Origin of the sequence: Vibrio sp. 10N.286.51.E5 (genome assembly GCF_041469125.1) — a bacterium.
GTDB lineage: Bacteria > Pseudomonadota > Gammaproteobacteria > Enterobacterales > Vibrionaceae > Vibrio > Vibrio crassostreae_C.
In genome coordinates this window covers 19779-41024 of record NZ_JBFRJZ010000028.1, presented here as the reverse complement: position 1 = coordinate 41024, position 21246 = coordinate 19779, and the positions used below count along the sequence as shown (strand labels likewise).

Below are 21246 nucleotides of genomic sequence, written 5' to 3'. Positions count from 1 at the left end.
CAAGATAAAGCTACCTTTTTGTAACAATCATGAGGCAAAGCGCACATTGGGTTACAAAAGCTTTCAAAATATAAGAATTTGGAAATAAAACGAGGAAGGGAAAGCGTTTAGAGGGGGTATAAAAACAAAAAGCCCGGCATATAGCCGAGCTTTGAACCACAATTCCAGTCGTAAAACTGGGGGCGTGTACTTTTTCGTAAAGAAAAATTAACGCTTAGAGAATTGAGGTTTACGACGTGCTTTACGTAGACCAACTTTCTTACGTTCAACGCAACGAGCGTCACGAGTAACGTAGCCAGCTGCACGTAGAGCAGGACGTAGAGTTTCATCGTACTCCATAAGAGCGCGAGTGATACCGTGGCGGATTGCGCCAGCTTGACCAGAAATACCACCACCAGAAACAGTGATGTAAAGGTCAAGTTTCTCAGTTAGTTCAACTAGCTCAAGAGGTTGCTTAACAACCATACGAGAAGTTGGACGACCGAAGTAAACATCAAGGCTACGCTTGTTGATTACGATCTCACCAGAGCCTGGTTTGATGAAAACACGAGCTGCTGAGCTTTTGCGACGACCAGTGCCGTAGTATTGATTCTCTGCCATTTTCATAATCCCCTTAGATGTCTAGTACTTGTGGCTGTTGAGCAACATGGTTGTGCTCAGTACCAGCGTACACTTTAAGCTTACGGTACATCGCGCGGCCTAGAGGACCACGTGGAAGCATACCTTTAACTGCTAGTTCTAGAACCATTTCTGGTTTCTTAGCAATTAGCTTTTCAAAAGTGATAGTTTTAAGACCACCTGGGAACTCTGAGTGACGGTAGTAAACCTTACCCTTAGCTTTGTTACCAGTTACAGCAACTTTCTCAGCGTTAACAACGATGATGTAATCACCAGTGTCTACGTGAGGAGTGTATTCTGCTTTGTGCTTGCCGCGTAGGCGAGAAGCGATTTCACTTGCTAGACGGCCAAGAGTTTTGCCTTCAGCGTCTACAACATACCAGTCGCGTTTTACAGTTTCTGGTTTAGCAACGAAAGTTTTCATGCTAATAATTACCTATTTAAAAAATTTACACTTAAGGAATACTCGCGTATTCCCACTGTCTAAGAGTTACCATTCATCACCCCTTCGAGTGTTGGAAAACTCTTGGCATAACGTGATTCTACTCATCGCTAGAGGCCCGCAGTAACGGTAGGTCGCAGGATTATAGAGAAGAGCGAAGAAAAAATCACCTCTTTTTGAACAAAATCACGATTTTTTTAATTCTATTTCTTATTCGAGATAATCAAAGCTAACTTAAGTGTTCTTTTGCCAAATATTCATGGCTCTGCATTTCAATTAAACGCGACTGACAACGTTTAAATTCAAACTCTAGCTGACCATGGGTGTATAGCTTTTCTAGCTCCACTTCCGCTGAAATAATCAGCTTCACATTGCGCTCGTAGAACTCATCAACTAATGCAATGAAGCGCCTCGCAGCGTCATCTGAAGTCGCGCCCATTTGCAATACATCCGCCAATAGAACTGTGTGATAAACCCGAGACAACTCAATATAGTCGTTCTGGCTACGAGCCGACTGACAAAGCTGAGCAAAGGTGCCATGCAGTACGCCATCACTCGCTTCGACTACATCTAATTTACGGTGGTTAACCTCTATCTGCTTAAGCTTCTCTTTATCTTCACCAACGAGCTGAGCGTAATACTTTTCGAGATTAATATTCGCTTGGCTATCTAGCGGGTAATGGTAAATCTCAGCCTGTTCTAAGGTACGTAGACGATAGTCAATACCACTATCGACATTAAGGATATGACAGTTGTCTTGAATGACCTTGATGGCAGGTAAGAAACGCGCTCGCTGTAACCCGTTGCGATACAGATCCGCAGGTGGAATATTAGAGGTCGCAACCAAGATAGCGTTTCGAGCGAATAACTCTTGGAACAAGGTTCCTAGGATCATCGCATCGGTGATGTCTGAAACAAAGAATTCGTCGAAACAGATAATGTCCGCTTCTTCCTTCAACTTGTCTGCGACTAAAGGCAATGGATCACTCACATTACCTAGCGCCTTTAGCTCATCATGAACTCGATACATAAAGCGGTGAAAGTGAACACGCATTTTTTTAGTGGTCGGTAAGGCATCATAGAACGTATCCATTAGGTACGTTTTTCCTCGCCCTACGCCACCCCAAAAATAGAGACCTTTCGGTGGTTGTGGCAGTTCTGGCTTTTTGCCTAGTAATTTCTGGAAGCGAGTCAGTTGAGGAATGGGCGTATTCATGTAATCTTGAAATTGATGAAAGAGTTCATCTAAAGATTTTACGGCTTGCTCTTGTGCTGGATCTCTTTGAAATCCATGTTCTTTTATATCTTGTTCGTATTTTTTAATGGGATTCATGACGACATTTCCACAATGAAAGCAATATCAGACAACAACTAAAAATGGGCCCAAACAGTACGAGGAATAACGTGATGTGGTGAATAATGCAGCATCAAACTGCTAACTAGCGCACACGCATTTCTCTTTATACTGCGGCTTTCTCATAGTACCATGGAGCCGTATCACGTGTAACTAAGTAGTAACAAACATGTTAAAAAACAATAATAAGGAGCTGTTATGCCTTGGATGTATGCCGTTGCCGGTTTACTAGTCGGAGTTATTTTAGGGGTCGCTATTTCTCGTCTCATGACACCTGAATACAAAAAACAAAAGAACGTACAGAAAGAATTGGATAGCGCAAAGTTTGCCCTTGAGCAGCAGCGACAAGAGCTGGCTGATCACTTTGCGAAATCAGCAGAAATGTTGGACACATTAGGTAAAGACTACACAAAACTGTACCAACACATGGAAAAAACAAGCTCAGAGCTGATTCCTAACCTGCCAGAGCAAGATAACCCGTTTGTGAAAACAGCCGCTGCCCATTCGGACAAGCCACAAGAGAAGCCTTCAGTAAAAGAGGCGACACTTGAGGAACAACCGAAAGATTACGCTAATGGCGCAACCGGTTTATTTACAGAGCAGAAGAAAGAAATCATGAATGCTCCCGATGTTGTTACAGCAAAAGCATCGTAAACATTTAACACTTCTGTGAACTTTACAAAGGTTTTTGAGTCATAACTTTCACTCAGGTCATTTGAAACTTATCATACTTATTAAACGTATAAGAGGGTTAAGACCTTAACTAGAGAGGAGTTTATGATGAAAAAACCTTTGCTTGCTTTATCAGTGCTAACTTTAAGCTTAAGTTCAATCATCACCCCCATTAAAGCAACAGCCGCACTGCCATTAAGTGTGGGTAATGAACAATTACCGAGCCTTGCTCCTATGCTTGAACAAGTGACCCCCGCTGTGGTTAGTATTGCCGTAGAAGGCAAACAGGTACAACGTCAGCAAATCCCTGAACAATTTCAATTCTTTTTTGGTCCAGAACAAACACGAGAGCGTCCCTTCCGCGGATTAGGCTCTGGTGTCATCATTGACGCCGAGAAAGGTCATATCGTGACCAATTACCATGTCATTAATGGTGCGGACGATATCAAAGTAAAACTGCATGATGGTCGAGAGTACGATGCTGAGCTAATCGGCGGCGACCAGATGTCTGATATCGCACTGCTAAAATTAGAAGAAGCCAAAAACCTGACCCAGATAAAAGTCGCAGACTCAGACAAACTAAGAGTTGGTGATTTTAGTGTCGCGATCGGTAACCCATTCGGACTTGGGCAAACCGTGACATCCGGTATTGTTTCTGCACTCGGCCGTAGCGGCCTGAATCTAGAAAACTTTGAAAACTTCATTCAAACCGATGCAGCAATCAACAGCGGCAACTCTGGTGGTGCGCTAGTGAACCTTAACGGTGAGCTAATTGGTATCAACACCGCCATTCTTGGCCCTAACGGAGGTAATGTCGGTATCGGCTTTGCAATCCCTTCTAATATGATGACAAACCTGACAGAACAAATTCTCGACTTCGGTGAAGTAAAACGCGGCATGCTTGGCGTTCAAGGCGGAGAAGTGACCTCTGAATTGGCAGAAGCACTCGGTTATGAATCAAGCAAGGGCGCCTTTGTTAGCCAAATCGTCCCTGACAGCGCAGCCGATAAAGCAGGACTGAAAGCGGGCGATATTATTGTCTCTATTAATGGCAAACGCATTGATACCTTCAGCGAGTTAAGAGCTAAGGTCGCAACACTCGGCGCTGGTAAGCAGATTGAACTGGGTGTGGTTCGTGACGGTAAGAGCAAAACCTTTGATGTGACGCTTGGTGAATCCACCAATAATAAAACACAAGCTGAGAAGCTCCATGAAGGACTAGCTGGTGCTGAGTTAACCAACACAACAGAGAGTGACTCTGCAACGGGCGTCAAGGTATCGAATGTTGCTCAAGGTTCACCAGCCGAAGCCTATCAACTCCTGAAAGATGACATCATCATCGGAGTAAACCGCCAGCCCGTTAAGAACCTTGCTGAGTTTAGAGAGATTCTTGAAAAACAACCTGGTGTACTAGCGCTTAATATCCAGCGAGGCGACCGAACTATCTATCTTGTGATTCGATAGTCTTACGTCAGCGCAATTACAGGGAGGCTCAGTAAGTTTGCTTTAAACTTACTCAGTCTCCCTTTTCTTTAGATCAATCAAAATGCTATGCTTCACTTGTAATCAAATCAGTCATCCATTGATGGAGGCTTCACACCTTACTTGTTGAAGAGGGAAACATGCTGTCCTTTCTATTTCGTTCTATTTCCCTTGGACTCGTTTCAGCGGCGCTTATTCTTCTCGCCTTCCCGAGCTTAAGACCAGCGATTGTCGCTGACGTCACTAGCCCTAAAGTCGATAATATTGGCTCTCTTCAGATTTCATTTAACCAAGCAGTTCGCCGCGCGGCGCCTGCAGTGGTTAACATTTATAGCCGTAAATACGCTGAAAGCGATCGAAACAAACTGCTCACACAAGGTTTGGGCTCTGGGGTGATTGTTAGCGAGAAAGGCTACATCATTACCAACTTCCATGTGGTGGCTCAAGCAGACCAAATAGTTGTGGCACTTCAAGATGGCCGAGTAGCAGCTGCGCAACTTGTCGGTTCAGACAAACGCACCGATATCGCGATACTTAGAGTCAGCGGTGATAATCTACCGGTGATCCCACTCAATCCTAATTACAAAGCCAATGTCGGTGATGTTGTACTGGCTATCGGTAACCCATACAACCTAGGTCAAACAACAACCTTTGGTATCATCTCTGCAACCGGCCGCTCTTCGATCAGTGCCGATGGTCATCAAGCCTTTATTCAGACCGACGCGGCAATCAATGAAGGTAATTCAGGTGGCGCGTTGGTTAACTCACAAGGTGAGCTAGTCGGTATCAATACCGCTTCTTTCCAACAAGCTACCGACATGGAAACCTATGGGATCTCATTTGCGATCCCCTATCCACTTGCGAATAAAATCATGGAGAAGATCATCGCCGATGGCCGTGTAATTCGTGGTTATATCGGTATCGATGGACAAGACATCAACTCTGTCACCTCACGCATGTTGGGTACTAAGAATATCGGCGGGATCGTTGTGTTGGGGATAGACCCTAATGGTCCGGCTGCCGATGCGGGTTTTGAAGCTCAAGACATTATTGTCAGTATCAACGATAACCAAGTAAATGGTCGCCAGAGTGTAATGGACATCGTTACCGACCTGCGACCTGGTACAGTTATCGATGTGGGTATATTGCGCCAAGGTGAAAGCAAAACCTTAAAGGTGACCATCGCCGAAGATGCTCGCCTGTAGAGCAAACTCTGTAAGCAATGATTCAAGCTGCTAATACACAAGTACAAAAAACCCAGCTCATAGGCTGGGTTTTCTTTTATCTAAAGATTGTTTCAAGTATCTCTACGATTCACTTTGCTCTTCGATATCGATGCGAGTCACTCGCTGTAGTCCTCTAGGCAGTAGACCACCACGACGACCACGTTCACCACGGAAGTTTTCAAGATCCGCAGGTTTCAAACCAAGCTTACGTTTACCGGCGTAGATAGTCAGCGTCGCATTCTCTGGGATAGCCATAAGATGTGAGACAAACTCTTCACGCTCTTTTGCTTTCGCAGAAGGGATGTTGATGATCTTGTTGCCTTTACCTTTGCTCAGCTGAGGGAGATCTTTAATCGGGAACAACAACATACGACCTTGGTTAGTAATCGCCAGAATCTGATTACTGTCCAAGTCAGCAATAGGGCTTGGCATCATCACTTCAGAAGCTTGTGGCAAGTTAACCAAGGCTTTACCGCTCTTGTTCTTGGACAGCAGATCGCTACCCTTACAAACAAAACCATAACCTGCATCAGAACCGACTAACCATAATTGTTCATTCTCTCCCATCACCACTTGGCGAATAGAAGTACCTGGGCTGACGTTCAAGCGGCCTGTAATTGGCTCACCTTGGCTTCGCGCCGACGGTAATGAATGTGACTCAAGGGAGTAGCTTCGACCATCACTGCCGAGGAACACCGCTTGTTGGTTACTCTTACCCTTAGCACTCGCTAAGAATTTATCACCCGATTTGTAGTTCAAACCTTCAGCGTCAACTTCATGCCCCTTGGCATGACGAATCCAACCTTTCTCAGACAACACAACCGTGATTGGTTCGCTTGGTACTAAGTCGCGCTCTGTTAGCGCTTTCGCTTCAGCGCGCTCAATCAGAGGTGAACGACGATCATCGCCGTATTTATCCGCATCTGCTTGGATTTCTTTCTTGATCAGCGTATTCAAGCGACGCTCTGAACCGAGTAGCTTTTCAAGCTTCTCACGTTCAGCTTCAAGCTCTTCTTGTTCCGCTCGGATTTTAAACTCTTCTAACTTAGCTAAGTTACGAAGTTTAATATCAAGAATCGCATTGGCTTGAATTTCAGAAATGTTGAAACGGCTCATTAGGACAGGACATGGTTCGTCTTCTGTACGAATGATCTCAATCACTTCATCGATATTAAGATAAGCAGCAAGCAAACCTTCTAAGATGTGCAAGCGTGCCAGTACTTTATCTAAACGGTACTGCAAACGACGGCGAACCGTTGTGCGACGGAACTCGATCCACTCTTTCAGGATTTGAACTAAGCCTTTAACTTGAGGACGATTATCTAAACCAATCATGTTCAAGTTAACGCGGAAGTTTTTCTCTAGATCCGTCGACGCGAACAGGTGACTCATCAATTGGTCACAGTCGATACGATTCGAACGAGGAACGACAACGATACGCGTTGGGTTCTCGTGATCCGATTCATCTCGCAAGTCGTCAACCATTGGCAGCTTCTTAGCGCGCATCTGGTTAGCGATTTGCTCAAGTAACTTCGCACCTGACACTTGATGAGGTAAAGCCGTGATAACAATATCAGAGCCTTCCTTGTGCCAAACCGCGCGCATCTTGATGCTGCCACGTCCAGTACGGTAGATCTTTTCGATGTCCGATTTCGGGGAGATAATCTCAGCTTCAGTCGGGTAATCTGGACCTTGAATGAAACCCATCACGTCTGAAAGCTCAGACTTAGGCGTATCAATTAGGTGAATGGCTGCATTAGCGACTTCACGCACGTTGTGTGGTGGAATATCGGTCGCCATACCTACCGCGATACCTGTAATACCGTTAAGTAGGATGTGAGGTAGGCGAGCAGGCAACATTTGAGGCTCTTTCATCGTGCCATCAAAGTTTGGTTGCCAGTCAACAGTGCCTTGACCTAGTTCACCTAGAAGAACCTCAGCAAACTTAGATAATTTGGCTTCGGTATAACGCATCGCAGCGAACGATTTCGGATCATCAGGAGCACCCCAGTTACCTTGACCATCTACCAATGGGTAGCGGTAAGAGAAAGGCTGCGCCATCAATACCATCGCTTCGTAACAAGCAGAGTCACCATGTGGGTGATACTTACCTAATACGTCACCAACGGTACGTGCTGATTTTTTGTATTTCGATGCAGCCGATAAGCCTAGCTCAGACATCGCGTAGATAATACGACGCTGTACTGGCTTCAAGCCATCACCGATATACGGCAATGCACGATCCATGATCACGTACATTGAGTAATTTAAGTAGGCATCTTCGGTGAACTTGCGCATTGGCAGCTGTTCAACGCCATCATATGTAATTTCGTTAGACATCCATTATACCTCGGCCATATCACCGTTAGTCTGTAGCCATGTACGGCGATCATCTGCACGTTTCTTACCAAGCAGCATGTCCATCATCTCGTTGGTTGCTTCGCTGTCATCAATCGTTAACTGCACAAGGCGACGAGTGTTTGGATCCATGGTGGTTTCACGCAACTGAAGTGGGTTCATTTCACCCAGACCTTTGAATCGTTGCACGTTGATCTTGGCTTTCTTCTGCGATAGTCGCTCAAGCACACCGTCTTTCTCTGCGTCATCGAGTGCGTAGAACACTTCTTTACCGCAATCGATACGATACAGAGGAGGCATTGCCACATAGATATGACCCGCTTCAACTAATGCATGGAAATGGCGAGTAAACAAAGCACACAGCAGTGTCGCGATATGAAGACCATCCGAGTCCGCATCGGCAAGGATACAGATCTTACCGTAACGCAGGCCGGATAAATCATCGTTGTCCGGGTCGATGCCTAGAGCCACCGAGATGTCGTGCACTTCTTGCGAAGCCAATACTTGGTCTGCTGACACTTCCCATGTATTTAGGATCTTACCGCGAAGTGGCATAACTGCTTGGAACTCACGATCACGTGCTTGTTTAGCAGAACCACCCGCCGAGTCCCCTTCCACGAAGAAGATTTCGGTACGGCTTAAGTCTTGAACTGAACAGTCAGTTAGCTTACCCGGCAGTGCTGGGCCTGAAGCGATTTTCTTACGCACAACCTTTTTGCTTGCGCGCATACGGCGGTGGGCATTCGCAATACAAGCTTCTGCTAGCTGTTCTGCCAGTTGTGGCTTTTCGTTCAACCACAGGCTAAACGCATCTTTTACCACACCAGACACAAACGCAGCAGTTTGACGTGAAGACAAGCGCTCTTTTGTTTGACCAGCAAACTGCGGATCTTGCATCTTCACCGACAGTACGTACGAACAGCGATCGAAGATATCGTCGCCCGTTAGCTTAACGCCACGCGGCAGCAAATTACGGAATTCACAGAACTCACGCATTGCATCAAGAAGACCTTGGCGAAGACCGTTTACGTGTGTACCACCTTGTTTAGTCGGTACTAAGTTCACGTAACTTTCGGTGATCATGTCGCCGCCTTCTGGCTGCCAGATGATCGCCCAGTTTGCCATTTCTGTTTCAGCAACGAATTCGCCAACATACGGTTCTTCAGGCAGTAAGGTGTAACCTTTCACGCCTTCGGCAAGGTAGTCTTTTAGGCCATCTTCATAGAACCATTTATGCTCTTCGCCACCGACTTTGTCGATAAAGGTAATTTCTAAACCTGGGCAAAGCACTGCTTTTGCACGTAGGTTGTTAATCAGACGAAGTGTCGAGAATTTAGGGCTATCAAAGTACTTAGGATCAGGCCAGAAATGTACTGATGTACCACTGTTACGATGACCACAAGTGCCCGTTACAGTAAGCTCTGTTACTGCATGACCGCCTTCAAGTGCGATCTCGTGAACCTGACCTTCTCGGCGTACGGTCACTTCAACACGTTTTGACAGCGCGTTTACAACCGAGATACCTACACCGTGCAGACCACCAGAGAACTTATAGTTGTTATTCGAGAATTTACCGCCAGAGTGGAGCTTAGTTAAAATCAGCTCAACACCTGAGATCCCTTTTTCAGGGTGGATATCGACAGGCATACCACGGCCGTCATCGGTAACTTCTAACGATTGGTCTGCATGAAGTACCACTTTGATCTTCTTAGCGTGTCCCGCTAGTGCTTCATCGACCGAGTTATCAATGACTTCTTGGGCAAGGTGGTTAGGTCTTTCTGTCTCGGTATACATTCCCGGGCGGTGTCGCACAGGGTCGAGACCTTCAAGTACCTCGAGGTCTTTTGCATTATATTGTTCAGTCATAATACGGAGTTTACTCAAAAAGTTTGCGTCAGTTCGCTGGCTCCAGTTTCACTAAAGCAGAATCATTACTATGAACCGTCATAGTAGAGCGAACGAGCGAAGTATTGGGGAATATAGTCTGGAAGCTGAGTAATGATGTCAAGCTAGTTCAAAAACTAAGACATCAAACTATGATATTTCACCATTGATAGATGAAATAACAGGCAAACAAGAGAAAATCACTTGGTTGGTGGAACAGATTAAAGATTTAGAAAGGTGATGATTTGTTGTGGGTAGCGTTCAAAATCAACAAAGCTATGATCCCCGCCCTCTTCTACTGTCTGTGTTGCACCTTGGTACTTCTCTACCGCTTGTCGGTAATCCAGAACTTCGTCTTCCGTTTGCTGAAGTAACCAGAAGTCGCTCGGCTTAGCGATAGCCGAAACCTCTAACGCCTTCAGTTCATCAATATGTTTTGTTTCCAGTACATATCGTTCATCTGTGTATGGGTTTACTTGTTCACCTAAATAGTCAGCAAGAAGCTCATACGGCTTCACTGCTGGGTTTACAACCACCGCTTTAAAACCATAGTGGCTATTCAGCCATGTTGAAAGATAGCCACCCAGCGAGCTACCGACCAACGCTATTTGATATTGCTCTTTGTATTGCTCCACCAGCTGCTGTAAATGAAGTGCCGCTTGTTGAGGGAAACTCGGCAGTTGAGGGGTTACGACTTTAATATCAGCGCGATGCTCCGCACAGTAATCTGCCATCACATTCGCTTTATGAGAACGTGATGAGCTGTTAAATCCGTGAATATAGAGAAGCAGCGATGGCTTATTAGCTTGTTGATTAGAGCCTGGCATCAATAACCGCCTTCATTAGTAACCAGCAGCCTTAAAATCAGGCAAGAACTGCCCATGAGGCAGACGACGAACTTGCGTGCTAACGGTACCGTCTTGATGTAATTCAATCTCTCTCCAGCCCGGAGACAAAGTATCAACCGCGAAGTCATCTGAGTTAGGTTTGAATTGCACACAAGTCGACGGTGTTGCCATGACTTGTACACCATGATGATCTCGGTTCATGTCTTGATGAACGTGACCACACAGTACGGCTTTAACATTGGTGTGCTGTTGAACCACATCCCAAAATTGATCGGCGTCTTTTAGGTTATGTTGATCTAACCATGCGCTGCCAACCAACAATGGATGGTGGTGCAATAGAACCAAGGTATTACGTTCAGGGAACTCCGTCAGCTTCTGTTCTAATAGGTCAAGCTGTTGATCGCTGAGGCGACCATGAGGCACACCAACCACCTGCGAGTCTAGCATCACCATCTGCCAGTTATCGCCTAGCAAGACATGCTCAACACACTGTATTTGTGGTGATGGTAAAACACTGCCCATATTAGGCTTAAAGTCATGGTTCCCTGGCAGCCAATAGCATGGCTTTTCCAAAGGCTGAATCCCTGACTCAAATTTCTGGTACGACTCAGCACTGTGATCTTGAGATATATCACCGGTTGCTAAAATCGCTTGATAGTCAAAGCCCTGACTAACAATGCCATCGACTACAGCACGAAAGCTATCTTGAGTGTTGATGCTTAATAAGCTGCCATTGCTCGGCGCAAATAAATGCGTGTCCGTTAGCTGCACAAGCTTAATAGTGCTCTCATCAAATTTTGAAGTGTGTGATAATTCCAAAATAACAAATCCAGATACGTTACTGTTTAGACTTTAAAAGTGTTGATAAATAGGCTCAATTAAAAGGCAATTGGGGTTCGGCTGATACCCGTTTTTAAACAAAACGTTAACCATTCCCCAAGAAATTTATTCAATTGAAATTTCTCGTCCTTTTGCAGAAGCTTAGTGTTGGGGTAGTCATATTTCGCTTTGACTCGCGAAAAATCCCCGCTAGCGCACACTTCTGCAACTCGAGCGTCGTGATATAGCCTGACAGACATTTTTGGCAAAGGAAACACTGGCATCGCATCACTCTGACATATATCTATTAATGTGGTGTATTTTGTGACCTCATTCACTGTCAATTGATACACCATATTAACGGCTTGGTAACAGCGAACGTCACCAACCTCATGCCCAACCGGTAACAAAGCGTTCAGTTTGGCATAGTTAGTCTCGTAAACTCGCATCAATTCAGCAAGATCAACATGATACGGTTTTTTGACCGCGATATTTGGCATGACGTTAATCTATCCACTCTGACTGTAATTCTTGGTAGTTCAATTGTAGCCACTGTAGCGCAATGATCGTGGCTCCATTTTCAAATACACCATCTTTTACCAACTGATAAGCAGCTTCGCGACTCATCACTTGTACACGAATGTCTTCACCTTCGTAGTCCAATCCGTGTACCCCTTTGGCTGTCGTTGCATCAACACAGCCAACAAAGACGTCGAGCTTTTCAGAGCAACCACCAGATGAAGGATAATACGAAGTAATAGGCAATACAGATCCGACTTCGACTCCGGCTTCTTCCATCGCCTCACGACGAGCGACATCTTGTGGTGATTCATCGGTATCAATGATCCCAGCAACAATTTCGTATTGCCATGGGTTCTCATGCTCTAGGGCACCAACACGGATCTGTTCGACGATCACAACTTCGTCACGCACAGGATCATAAGGTAGCAAAGCGGCAGCATGTCCACGCTCAAACATCTCTCGCTCTATTGGTTGGCTCCAGCCGCCCTCAAACAGTCTATGTTTAAATGTGTACTTAACCATTTTGAAAAAACCACGAAACAGCGTCTCTTTTGAGACTATTTCCACATCTTGCGGAGTAAACTCATGTCGTTGATTGTCATACTGTTGCATTTGGTACCTCACTAAGTGATCTTTATAGTTTACTCATTGTCCGAGTTAACTACCAAGGATAAGGTTCAACTTTTTATATAAAATTTATAATTAAAGTTAAGTTTTAAAAAATAAATATTGCACAAGTGGACAGTTAACTGTAAAAAAGTGCAAAGTTTCGAGTAAATTACCACCAAACTGGGTTAAACTCTTCTAAAGAAAATTCCATAAAAGGCAGGAATAGGAAAATGAAAAAACTGCTTCCACTATTTATCAGTGCAGCAATTGGCAGCCTGAGTTCGTCAGCTTTTGCTGATACGCTAGCTGAAGTTTACGACCAAGCAAAACAGAACGATCCACAACTTCTTCGTTCAGCAGCGCAGCGCGATGCCGCTTTTGAAGCAGTAACGTCAAGTCGTAGCTCTTTGTTACCGCAAATCAATTTGACTGCGAACTACGACATTAATCGTGGTGACTATAAAGACGCAAGTAATGACAACAACCAATGGGGTGTTGGAATTGGTTTCAGTCAAGAGCTTTACCAGCGTTCTTCTTGGATCACTCTAGATACGGCAGAGAAAACTGCTCGTCAATCTGATTCAGCTTACGCGGCAGAACAACAAGCTTTGATCCTTCGTGTTGCAACAGCATACTTCGAAGTACTTAGAGCTCAAGATAACCTAGAGTTTGTTCGTGCAGAAAAAGCAGCGGTTGCTCGTCAACTAGAACAAACTAAGCAACGTTTTGAAGTTGGTCTTTCAGCAATCACCGATGTACACGATGCACAAGCTCAGTACGATGGCGTTTTGGCTGATGAAGTTCTTGCAGAGAACGACCTAACGAATAGCTACGAAGGTCTACGTGAGATTACAGGTCAGGAACACTCTAACCTAAGCATCCTAGATACTGATCGTTTCTCAGCAAGCAAATCTTCTGAGTCTGCTGTTGCACTTGTTGAACAAGCAGAACAAAAGAACCTTAGCTTATTGGCTGCACGTATCTCTCAAGACGTAGCAAAAGATAACATCTCTCTAGCAAGCTCTGGCCACCTACCAAGCTTAACGTTAGATGGTAGCTACGGTCTTGCAGAACAGACCGACAGTTCTAACAGCACAAATGATTACGACTCTGACAACCTAAACATCGGTTTGAACTTAGTTGTACCTCTATACACAGGTGGTAACACAACTTCATTGACTAAACAGGCTGAATACAACTACGTTGCAGCAAGTGAAGATCTAGAAGCGACTTACCGTAGCGTTGTAAAAGACGTACGTGCATTCAACAACAACATCAGTGCTTCGATCGGTGCTCTACGCGCTTACGAACAGTCTGTAGTTTCTGCTCAGTCTGCTTTAGAAGCAACAGAAGCTGGTTTTGATGTAGGTACTCGTACTATCGTTGACGTACTAGACTCGACTCGTCGTCTATACGATGCGAACAAAAATCTTTCAGATGCTCGTTACAACTACATCCTAAGTGTACTTCAGCTTCGTCAAGCAGTTGGTACGCTAAGCGAACAAGACATTGTTGATGTAAACGCAGGTCTAAAAGTAGCAAGTAAGTAATTATTAATTACTTAAGTTACCCCTACAAAAATGCCGCTCATTGAGCGGCATTTTTATTATCTATTGAAAGCTAATTCTCAACCTAGCTCAAAGTTAAGCCTTGAGACTAGAAAACGGGAAGGCTAAGAGTTAGCCTCGACCACCTTTAATCGCTTTAATGATTTCAGTCGTAGAGCAACCATCTTCAAAGTTAAGTACTTTAACTTCACCACCAGCAGCAATCACTTCCGCACCACCAGCGATATCTTCAGGTTTGTAATCACCACCTTTCACAAGAATACTTGGCAATACCTCAGAGATTAAACGTTGAGGTGTATCTTCAGAGAATGGGACAACCCAATCAACTGCACCTAAGCCAGCCAATACCGCCATACGACGATCAGTTGGGTTCACAGGGCGACCTGGACCTTTCAAGCGTTTCACTGATTCGTCAGTATTCACCGCAACGATCAAACGATCACCCAGCTCAGCCGCGTGATTCATGTAAGAAACATGACCAGCATGCAAAATATCAAAGCAGCCATTGGTCATCACCACCTTCTCGCCTTTCGCACGAGCACGCTTCACCGCTTCAACCAGTGCCGCTTCAGAGATAAGACCGTAGTCTGTGTCTTGACTACCGTGAATCGCTTCCGCTAACTCAATCGTAGACAGTGTAGATGTACCAAGCTTACCTACTACCACACCCGCAGCAGCGTTCGCCAGTGCACACGCCTCATCCAGTGGCTTACCAGCAGCAACGGAAGCTGCCAGTACCGAGATAACCGTATCACCCGCACCTGTCACGTCATACACTTCTTTAGCTTGAGTCGGCAAGTGGAATGGTTCCAAACCTTTGCGAAGCAAAGTCATACCATGTTCGCTGCGCGTTACCAACAAAGCCTCGAAATCAAACTCTTCGATTAACGCGAGTCCTTTTTCGATCATTTCTTCTTCAGATTTTACTTTGCCAGCCACCAACTCGAACTCAGCCATGTTTGGTGTAAGCAACGTTGCTCCACGGTAGCGTTCAAAGTCTGCGCCTTTCGGGTCGATAAACACAGGAACTTTTGCTGCGCGCGCTTTTTGGATAAAGCTCTGCACGTGCTCCAACGCACCTTTTGCGTAATCAGATAGAATTACCGAGCGCACATTTGGAAGCGCTTGCTCCATACGAGATAAAACCAGCTCAGGATCTGTATTCTCAAATTTATCTTCAAAATCAAGGCGAATTAGCTGCTGACCACGGCTCATCACTCGCAGTTTAGTAATGGTTGGGTAATCTTCTAACTCAACGAAATCACATTTAACCTTTAGTGCGCCTAAGGTATTTTTTAACACCTCAGCAGGCTCATCTTTACCGGTCAAACCAACGATATGAGCATGGCCACCAAGAGAAGCAATATTCATTGCTACGTTGGCTGCACCACCAGGACGCTCTTCGTTATTTTCTACTTTTACAACGGGTACAGGCGCTTCTGGTGAAATACGGCCAGTTGGGCCATACCAGTAACGGTCAAGCATTACGTCACCGACAACAAGAACGCCTGATTGGCTGTAGTCAGGTAGAATTGGTTTCATTATGGATCTCCAAAAATCGAATCTGGCTAGAGTCTAGCACACTGATTACAGAGGCTAAACTATAGATAAATGAGTAAAAGCCTATCAAGATAGGTACATCCGTCATTACTGTATGACTGGGTTATGCTTCCATCCACTGCTTCCATGCTTGAACAACATGTTCTCTTTCCATTTCAAACTTTTCAATCGCCACATCCGCATCAAGATTAAGTAGATTACGGTGGTGGATTTCATCTCTTAATGTTGTATAAGCATGGGTTAATGCCATACCTTGCTGCTCGTCCATAATCCCTTGTGACAACAAGCTTTCGAAGATTCGTACATTGTCACACCAACGAGTAAGCTTTGGCTTCTCATTGCTGTATCTAAGCACTAAGTATTGCGCCAAGAACTCAATATCAGTAATACCGCCCGCATCTTGTTTAAGCATGAATCGATCGGCTTTTTTACCGCCTAAATGGCCACGCATTTTTTCACGCATATCCACAACTGACTTTTTGAGTGTTGCCTCATCTCGTGGCAAGCACAAAACCTCATGCCTAGTTTTGTTAAACGCAGATACCAATAAGTCATCACCGTAAATCATACGAGCACGAGTGAGGGCCTGGTGCTCCCATGTCCACGCGTCATTGTGCTGATACTCGTCAAAGGCATCGGTTGGACTCACCAATAGACCAGATGCACCAGAAGGGCGTAGGCGAGTATCGACTTCGTACAAAATGCCAGAAGCAGTTCTGGTCGAGAAAATATGAATAATACGCTGCGCTAATCTTAAGTAGAATTGGCGTCCATCGATCTCTTTCTTTCCATCAGTATAGATGTGTACCGGGCAGTCGTGCATGAACACGATATCGAGATCGGAGTTATAACCAAGCTCCCAACCACCGACTTTGCCATAACCAACGACAGCAAAACCGCGACCTTCGCGATCTTTAACATGGGTCGGTTCACCAAACTTGGCGGATACTTGTAACCAAGCTTGATTGACCCCCGCCTCCACAATGGCTTCTGCTAAGTAGGTCAGGTGATCACTGACCTTCATGACAGGTAGAGCACCCGCAATATCCGCGGCTGCAATTCTCAATATACAGGTCTGCTTAAACTGACGCAGACCTTCCATCTGTTGCTCCATATCATCTTCAGGGATACGGGCTAGATAATCACGCAACTCGGTCTTGTAAGACTCTAAAGGCACGGGATTGTAGAGTTGCTGAGGGTCGATAAGTTCATCTAACAGAATTGGATAACGACCCAACTGCTCCGAAATCATCGGGCTTGCCGTACACAGGCGAACTAGCTGAGTCAACGCGGCAGGGTGTTCATCTAGTAGTTCAAGGTAAGTGGTACGCGTAACGATTTTATGCAGCAGATGCAGTACTCGCGACAAACCAAACTCGGCATCCTTAGCGGTGTACAGCGCTTGAAACACTTTCGGCATCAGTCGATTGAGGACTTCCCGCCCACGAGGGCCAAGAGTCTTTTTAGCCAAATCGGCTTTAAACTGAATGATCGTTTTCGCCGCATCAGGCGGGCTCGCGACCGCAATGTCGTGTTCCAACACGTGCTCAATTACATCGGGTTTATGGGCCATATCCCACAACTCGCTAAAGTGGCTCGCGATCGGATTAGCGTCATCTTCATCAACGCCAATTAGGTCTTCGAACACGGTATGTACATTCGCCATATGGGCGCGAGTTGCCACAATCAAGCTATCCCAATCGGAAAATTGCATGGCAACCGCAAGCTGCAGTTGTTCGAATTCACCGTCAGGTAAGGTTTGAGTTTGCTTATCAGCCATGGCTTGTAACAGGTTCTCAAGGCGACGCAAAAACAGATAAGCTTCACGTAGGTGCCCCACCTCTTCAGACTCTAGCAGATGAAGGGATTCAATCGCACTTAAGGTTTCGAGTAACCCTCGACCGCGTAAGCTAGGCTCGCGTCCACCACGAATCAATTGGAAGACTTGTGCGATAAACTCAACTTCACGAATACCACCAGAGCCAAGCTTGATGTTGTTCGAGAGACCACGACGACGCACTTCGCTGCTGATCATAGACTTCATTCGGCGCAGAGATTGAATCGCACTAAAATCAATATAACGGCGGAACACAAACGGGCGTAGCATTTGGCGAAGCTCTTGATACTCAGGGTACATCTCACTGCCCATCACACGCGCTTTGACCATAGCGTAGCGTTCCCAATCGCGACCTTGTTCTTGATAGTAATCTTCTAGCGCAGCGTAACTCATGACCAGTGGACCACTCTCACCGAATGGACGCAGGCGCATGTCTACTCGATAACAGAATCCATCGAAGGTTTGCTGATCAAGCGCCTTAATAATACGTTGCCCGAGACGTGTAAAGAACTGCGCATTGGCAATGCTGCGTCTTGCACCTTGGGTTTCACCATTCTCTGGGTAGGTGAAGATCAGATCGATATCGGAAGAGAAGTTAAGCTCACCGCCCCCTAGCTTGCCCATACCAATGATCAACATCGGCTGTGCTTCGCCTTGTTCATTACAAGGTGTGCCCCACTCTTTACAACAAATATCGTACTGCCATTGGTAGGTTTCGAAGATCATCGCCTCAGCCAACATCGATAGATGATTTAGGCTCTGCTCTAGCTCCCACGAACCCATAAAATCACGCCAAGCAATGTAGGTCATTTCTCGATTTCGGAATTGACGCAGCACGCGCTGACCGCTCATTTCATCGGTGCAACTAGAAAGTAATTCAGCCAAGCGTTCTCGGTATCCTTCAGCGCGTTCTTCGCATGCCAACATATTAGGTAAGTCACCACATAAAACCGTATCACGCTGCAGGCAATCACCAATAAAACAGCTTAAACCGAGTACACGTTTAAGATCTTCAGTCAGTGGCTCAGACCAAGTATTGATGGCTTCACTTTGATGCTCTAATAATTGCTCAAAAGCAGACTGGGAGTGAGTGATGAGTTGAGAAGGCAATGGCATGTTTCTTCCTTGTATAAGCTGCGCGCCGAACAATCGGTTTATCGATTCAGTTCTTCAATAACGAGTTTTCATAACTAAAGATAAGTTATACCAAAGTTACGCCAATAAAAAACGCCCACATTAGCAATGTGGGCGTTTTATCGATTAACTTATCTGGTTGAGCTTACAACCGAGAAACAGTCTCTGGGAATTAGCCTTTGACGGATGAAGATTGGGTGCTGAGGACTAAACCTTAAATTGCTTAATCTTACCGTCGAGTTCTTGCGCGTTACTTTCCATAAGCTGAGAGGTCTCGAGCAGTTCACCAACCACCACAACTGAAGCTTCAACAAGCTCGCGTACATTGGTCAGGTTGACGCTCATCTCTTCAGCAACACTGCTCTGTTGGCCTGCAGCGGTCGCGATCTGGAAGTTCATATCATTGATTTGATTGACTTGGCTTACAATGCCGTCAAGCTCACTTCCCGCGTTAGTCACCAGATCAACACCTTCAGCCGCTTCAACAACACTCTTCTCCATCAGTTCTACCGCAGAGTTAGCGCTGCTTTGTAGATGACTGATCATGTCTTGAATCTCTACCGTCGCTTGCTGAGTGCGCTGTGCAAGGTTACGAACCTCATCAGCAACAACCGCAAAACCACGACCCGCTTCACCGGCACGTGCCGCTTCAATTGCAGCGTTCAATGCTAGTAGGTTTGTCTGTTCTGAAATGCCTTGGATAGTACCAACCACACTGCCAATTGAGTCAACGCGTTCTTCTACTTGGTTTACCGCTGCTGCAGATGCTGCGATATCTGAAGATAGCTCACTCATCTTAGACACTGATCCTTGAACGAACTTCTGACCAGTAAGAGCTTGGCCTGATGCCTGTTCAGTCAATGACGAAGCGCTTTGTGCATGCTCAGCGACAGTTTGCACCGTCGACGTCATCTCACTCATTGCTGTTGCCAGTTGATCGATCTCGTTGAACTCTTCTTGAGCTGACTCTTTGGTTTCAGACATGCTGATGGTCATCACTTCCGTCAGAGCAAACAGCTCATCAGAAGAGGCCACCTGAGTTTTGATCATGTCGTTCAGTTGGACGCGAGTTTTTTCAAGTTCGCGTGCCACATCGCCGTATTCATCTTTACAGTCCATTTGAATCGGCACTGAAAAGTTCTTATCTGCCATGGTTTTAATGGCGTCATTAAGGTATTGAGTCTGGCGCAGCATAACGCGCGCCGCTGCTAACAGAAGAACCACAAACACAATGATCATCAAGGCTGTTTGCCAAGCCACTTGAACTAGGTAAGTCTCGTAATGCTGTTGTGCGACTTGCGCATTGTTCGTTACAGCAAGCAATGAATCGTAAAACGTACTTGCGTCCCATAGCTGCTTCGAAATGATCAAGATAGTGCTGAATATCATCAACATGACCATTTTTGGAACGAGACGAACGTCAGAGATTACCCTTTCCCACGGCTTGAATGACAGTTTAGTCATTGTCAGTTCTCCATTAATTCTTATATATTGATGGCTTCTATATCCGCGAGGTGGCTATGTCAGTCAAAGTTCGCGATTTATTTTGAGCCTCGTATGAATGTTGAATAATACCAAAGACGCCACCAAGCCGATGAGCTTATTGTCACTGATTCTCTCTTTCTTAGCGTTATTTGTGATCTCAGGCTTATTGTTCGTACCGATCGATAAAGAATCGAAACAAGTCCTTATCGGCCTCGATTTTATAATCTGTAGTGTTTTTCTTTTTCAGCTCACAATTGATCTATTTAGATCACAAAACAAAAAAGAATTTCTAAAAGTACACTGGATCGATTTCTTAGCAAGTATCCCAATGATCGAGCCTCTTCGTTTCGCCCGTATTTTTCAAATTCTGCGAGTCATCTTAGTTCTGCGTTCAAGTAAACGTATTTTCAGAGAGTTATTTCGTAATAGGAAAGAGACCACTTTCGCTTCCATCATTCTGCTTTTGGTGATCTTACTGACTATCGGTGCTGGCACGATCCTGCTATTGGAACACAAAGATCCGAACGCCAACATCACTACAGGTCATGATGCTTTATGGTGGGCGTTTGTGACCATCAGTACTGTGGGTTATGGCGACCATTACCCAGTGACAACTTCCGGTCAGTTAGTGGCTTCAATGGTGATCATCTGTGGTGTCGGTGTGTTTGGTATGATTTCAGGCTTGATTACTTCTTTGATCACCTCCCCAACTCATCATGAGAATCAACGAGCGGAAAACAAAGAGAAACACCTTGAGAAGATCATCGAGCAGCAACAGAAAATCTTAGAGCGACTCGAAAAACTTGAGCAACAAACAAAAAAATAGGG

The 21246-nt window shown here is 45.3% G+C and carries 17 protein-coding genes; 5 read left to right on the top strand and 12 right to left on the bottom strand.

The genetic code is table 11. The features are described 5' to 3' along the window. Positions 1 to 207: 207 nt before the first annotated feature. The 3 genes from rpsI to zapE all read right to left on the bottom strand — a co-directional run bounded on the left by rpsI (position 208) and on the right by zapE (position 2393). Complete coding sequence (gene rpsI / locus AB4161_RS11125; RefSeq protein ID WP_004740758.1) at positions 208 to 600, bottom strand: 30S ribosomal protein S9; 393 nt, start codon at positions 598 to 600, stop codon at positions 208 to 210. Positions 601 to 613: 13 nt separating this feature from the next. After that, on the bottom strand, positions 614 to 1042 hold the full coding sequence (gene rplM / locus AB4161_RS11120) for a 50S ribosomal protein L13 (RefSeq protein WP_010434689.1): 429 nt from the start codon (positions 1040 to 1042) through the stop codon (positions 614 to 616). Positions 1043 to 1289: 247 nt separating this feature from the next. Next, on the bottom strand, positions 1290 to 2393 hold the full coding sequence (zapE, locus tag AB4161_RS11115) for a cell division protein ZapE (protein ID WP_372083347.1): 1104 nt from the start codon (positions 2391 to 2393) through the stop codon (positions 1290 to 1292). 219 nt (positions 2394 to 2612) lie between these two features. On the opposite strand from zapE, the gene zapG reads away from it, so the two are divergent. The 3 genes from zapG to degS all read left to right on the top strand — a co-directional run bounded on the left by zapG (position 2613) and on the right by degS (position 5773). Continuing rightward, the gene (gene zapG / locus AB4161_RS11110; protein ID WP_017061432.1) at positions 2613 to 3068 is read left to right on the top strand and encodes a Z-ring associated protein ZapG; all 456 of its coding nucleotides are present in this window, start codon (positions 2613 to 2615) and stop codon (positions 3066 to 3068) included. Between the two features lie 126 nt (positions 3069 to 3194). Next, the gene (locus AB4161_RS11105; protein ID WP_017061431.1) at positions 3195 to 4550 is read left to right on the top strand and encodes a Do family serine endopeptidase; all 1356 of its coding nucleotides are present in this window, start codon (positions 3195 to 3197) and stop codon (positions 4548 to 4550) included. Positions 4551 to 4708: 158 nt separating this feature from the next. Beyond that, the gene (degS, locus tag AB4161_RS11100) at positions 4709 to 5773 is read left to right on the top strand and encodes an outer membrane-stress sensor serine endopeptidase DegS (protein ID WP_171732331.1); all 1065 of its coding nucleotides are present in this window, start codon (positions 4709 to 4711) and stop codon (positions 5771 to 5773) included. Positions 5774 to 5875: 102 nt separating this feature from the next. Here degS and parC read toward each other — a convergent pair whose 3' ends face one another. The 6 genes from parC to nudF form a co-directional block, all read right to left on the bottom strand. Continuing rightward, complete coding sequence (gene parC, locus AB4161_RS11095) at positions 5876 to 8134, bottom strand: DNA topoisomerase IV subunit A (RefSeq protein WP_017067236.1); 2259 nt, start codon at positions 8132 to 8134, stop codon at positions 5876 to 5878. A gap of 3 nt (positions 8135 to 8137) precedes the next feature. Next, on the bottom strand, positions 8138 to 10018 hold the full coding sequence (parE, locus tag AB4161_RS11090; protein ID WP_017061428.1) for a DNA topoisomerase IV subunit B: 1881 nt from the start codon (positions 10016 to 10018) through the stop codon (positions 8138 to 8140). Between the two features lie 239 nt (positions 10019 to 10257). Then, a complete protein-coding gene (gene yqiA / locus AB4161_RS11085; RefSeq protein ID WP_017061427.1) occupies positions 10258 to 10863 on the bottom strand; it encodes an esterase YqiA in 606 nt (201 codons plus the stop codon). A gap of 15 nt (positions 10864 to 10878) precedes the next feature. Further along, positions 10879 to 11703: a 3',5'-cyclic-AMP phosphodiesterase gene (gene cpdA / locus AB4161_RS11080; RefSeq protein WP_017061426.1), complete on the bottom strand. Its 825-nt coding sequence runs from the start codon at positions 11701 to 11703 to the stop codon at positions 10879 to 10881. 59 nt (positions 11704 to 11762) lie between these two features. Beyond that, positions 11763 to 12203: a DUF1249 family protein gene (locus tag AB4161_RS11075; protein ID WP_008222561.1), complete on the bottom strand. Its 441-nt coding sequence runs from the start codon at positions 12201 to 12203 to the stop codon at positions 11763 to 11765. A 4-nt stretch (positions 12204 to 12207) separates the two neighbouring features. Next, positions 12208 to 12837 (bottom strand): ADP-ribose diphosphatase, encoded by a 630-nt coding sequence (gene nudF, locus AB4161_RS11070; RefSeq protein ID WP_017061425.1) that lies wholly within the window; start codon positions 12835 to 12837, stop codon positions 12208 to 12210. Between the two features lie 227 nt (positions 12838 to 13064). On the opposite strand from nudF, the gene tolC reads away from it, so the two are divergent. Further along, the gene (tolC, locus tag AB4161_RS11065; protein WP_132762217.1) at positions 13065 to 14384 is read left to right on the top strand and encodes an outer membrane channel protein TolC; all 1320 of its coding nucleotides are present in this window, start codon (positions 13065 to 13067) and stop codon (positions 14382 to 14384) included. Positions 14385 to 14513: 129 nt separating this feature from the next. On the opposite strand, the gene hldE is transcribed toward tolC, so the two are convergent. From hldE to AB4161_RS11050, 3 genes are all read right to left on the bottom strand, one after another. Beyond that, positions 14514 to 15944: a bifunctional D-glycero-beta-D-manno-heptose-7-phosphate kinase/D-glycero-beta-D-manno-heptose 1-phosphate adenylyltransferase HldE gene (gene hldE, locus AB4161_RS11060; RefSeq protein ID WP_372083346.1), complete on the bottom strand. Its 1431-nt coding sequence runs from the start codon at positions 15942 to 15944 to the stop codon at positions 14514 to 14516. 121 nt (positions 15945 to 16065) lie between these two features. Beyond that, positions 16066 to 18915 carry a bifunctional [glutamate--ammonia ligase]-adenylyl-L-tyrosine phosphorylase/[glutamate--ammonia-ligase] adenylyltransferase gene (glnE, locus tag AB4161_RS11055; RefSeq protein ID WP_102393657.1) on the bottom strand — a complete coding sequence of 950 codons (2850 nt, stop codon included), beginning with the start codon at positions 18913 to 18915 and terminating at the stop codon, positions 16066 to 16068. A 225-nt stretch (positions 18916 to 19140) separates the two neighbouring features. Continuing rightward, entirely contained in the window at positions 19141 to 20397 is a 1257-nt protein-coding gene (locus AB4161_RS11050; RefSeq protein WP_102321460.1) for a methyl-accepting chemotaxis protein, read from the bottom strand. Between the two features lie 97 nt (positions 20398 to 20494). On the opposite strand from AB4161_RS11050, the gene AB4161_RS11045 reads away from it, so the two are divergent. Further along, a complete protein-coding gene (locus AB4161_RS11045; RefSeq protein WP_102321461.1) occupies positions 20495 to 21244 on the top strand; it encodes a potassium channel family protein in 750 nt (249 codons plus the stop codon). Positions 21245 to 21246: the final 2 nt, after the last annotated feature.

Bases quoted from the DNA above. Each gene is read 5' to 3' on its own strand.
- degS (WP_171732331.1), top strand. From the start codon at position 4,709: ATGCTGTCCTTTCTATTTCGTTCTATTTCCCTTGGACTCGTTTCAGCG.
- yqiA (WP_017061427.1), bottom strand. From the start codon at position 10,863: ATGCCAGGCTCTAATCAACAAGCTAATAAGCCATCGCTGCTTCTCTAT.
- glnE (WP_102393657.1), bottom strand. From the start codon at position 18,915: ATGCCATTGCCTTCTCAACTCATCACTCACTCCCAGTCTGCTTTTGAG.
- AB4161_RS11045 (WP_102321461.1), top strand. From the start codon at position 20,495: ATGTTGAATAATACCAAAGACGCCACCAAGCCGATGAGCTTATTGTCA.
- zapG (WP_017061432.1), top strand. From the start codon at position 2,613: ATGCCTTGGATGTATGCCGTTGCCGGTTTACTAGTCGGAGTTATTTTA.
- rplM (WP_010434689.1), bottom strand. From the start codon at position 1,042: ATGAAAACTTTCGTTGCTAAACCAGAAACTGTAAAACGCGACTGGTAT.
- AB4161_RS11075 (WP_008222561.1), bottom strand. From the start codon at position 12,203: ATGCCAAATATCGCGGTCAAAAAACCGTATCATGTTGATCTTGCTGAA.
- zapE (WP_372083347.1), bottom strand. From the start codon at position 2,393: ATGAATCCCATTAAAAAATACGAACAAGATATAAAAGAACATGGATTT.
- AB4161_RS11050 (WP_102321460.1), bottom strand. From the start codon at position 20,397: ATGACTAAACTGTCATTCAAGCCGTGGGAAAGGGTAATCTCTGACGTT.
- parC (WP_017067236.1), bottom strand. From the start codon at position 8,134: ATGTCTAACGAAATTACATATGATGGCGTTGAACAGCTGCCAATGCGC.
- tolC (WP_132762217.1), top strand. From the start codon at position 13,065: ATGAAAAAACTGCTTCCACTATTTATCAGTGCAGCAATTGGCAGCCTG.
- rpsI (WP_004740758.1), bottom strand. From the start codon at position 600: ATGGCAGAGAATCAATACTACGGCACTGGTCGTCGCAAAAGCTCAGCA.
- hldE (WP_372083346.1), bottom strand. From the start codon at position 15,944: ATGAAACCAATTCTACCTGACTACAGCCAATCAGGCGTTCTTGTTGTC.
- AB4161_RS11105 (WP_017061431.1), top strand. From the start codon at position 3,195: ATGAAAAAACCTTTGCTTGCTTTATCAGTGCTAACTTTAAGCTTAAGT.
- parE (WP_017061428.1), bottom strand. From the start codon at position 10,018: ATGACTGAACAATATAATGCAAAAGACCTCGAGGTACTTGAAGGTCTC.
- nudF (WP_017061425.1), bottom strand. From the start codon at position 12,837: ATGCAACAGTATGACAATCAACGACATGAGTTTACTCCGCAAGATGTG.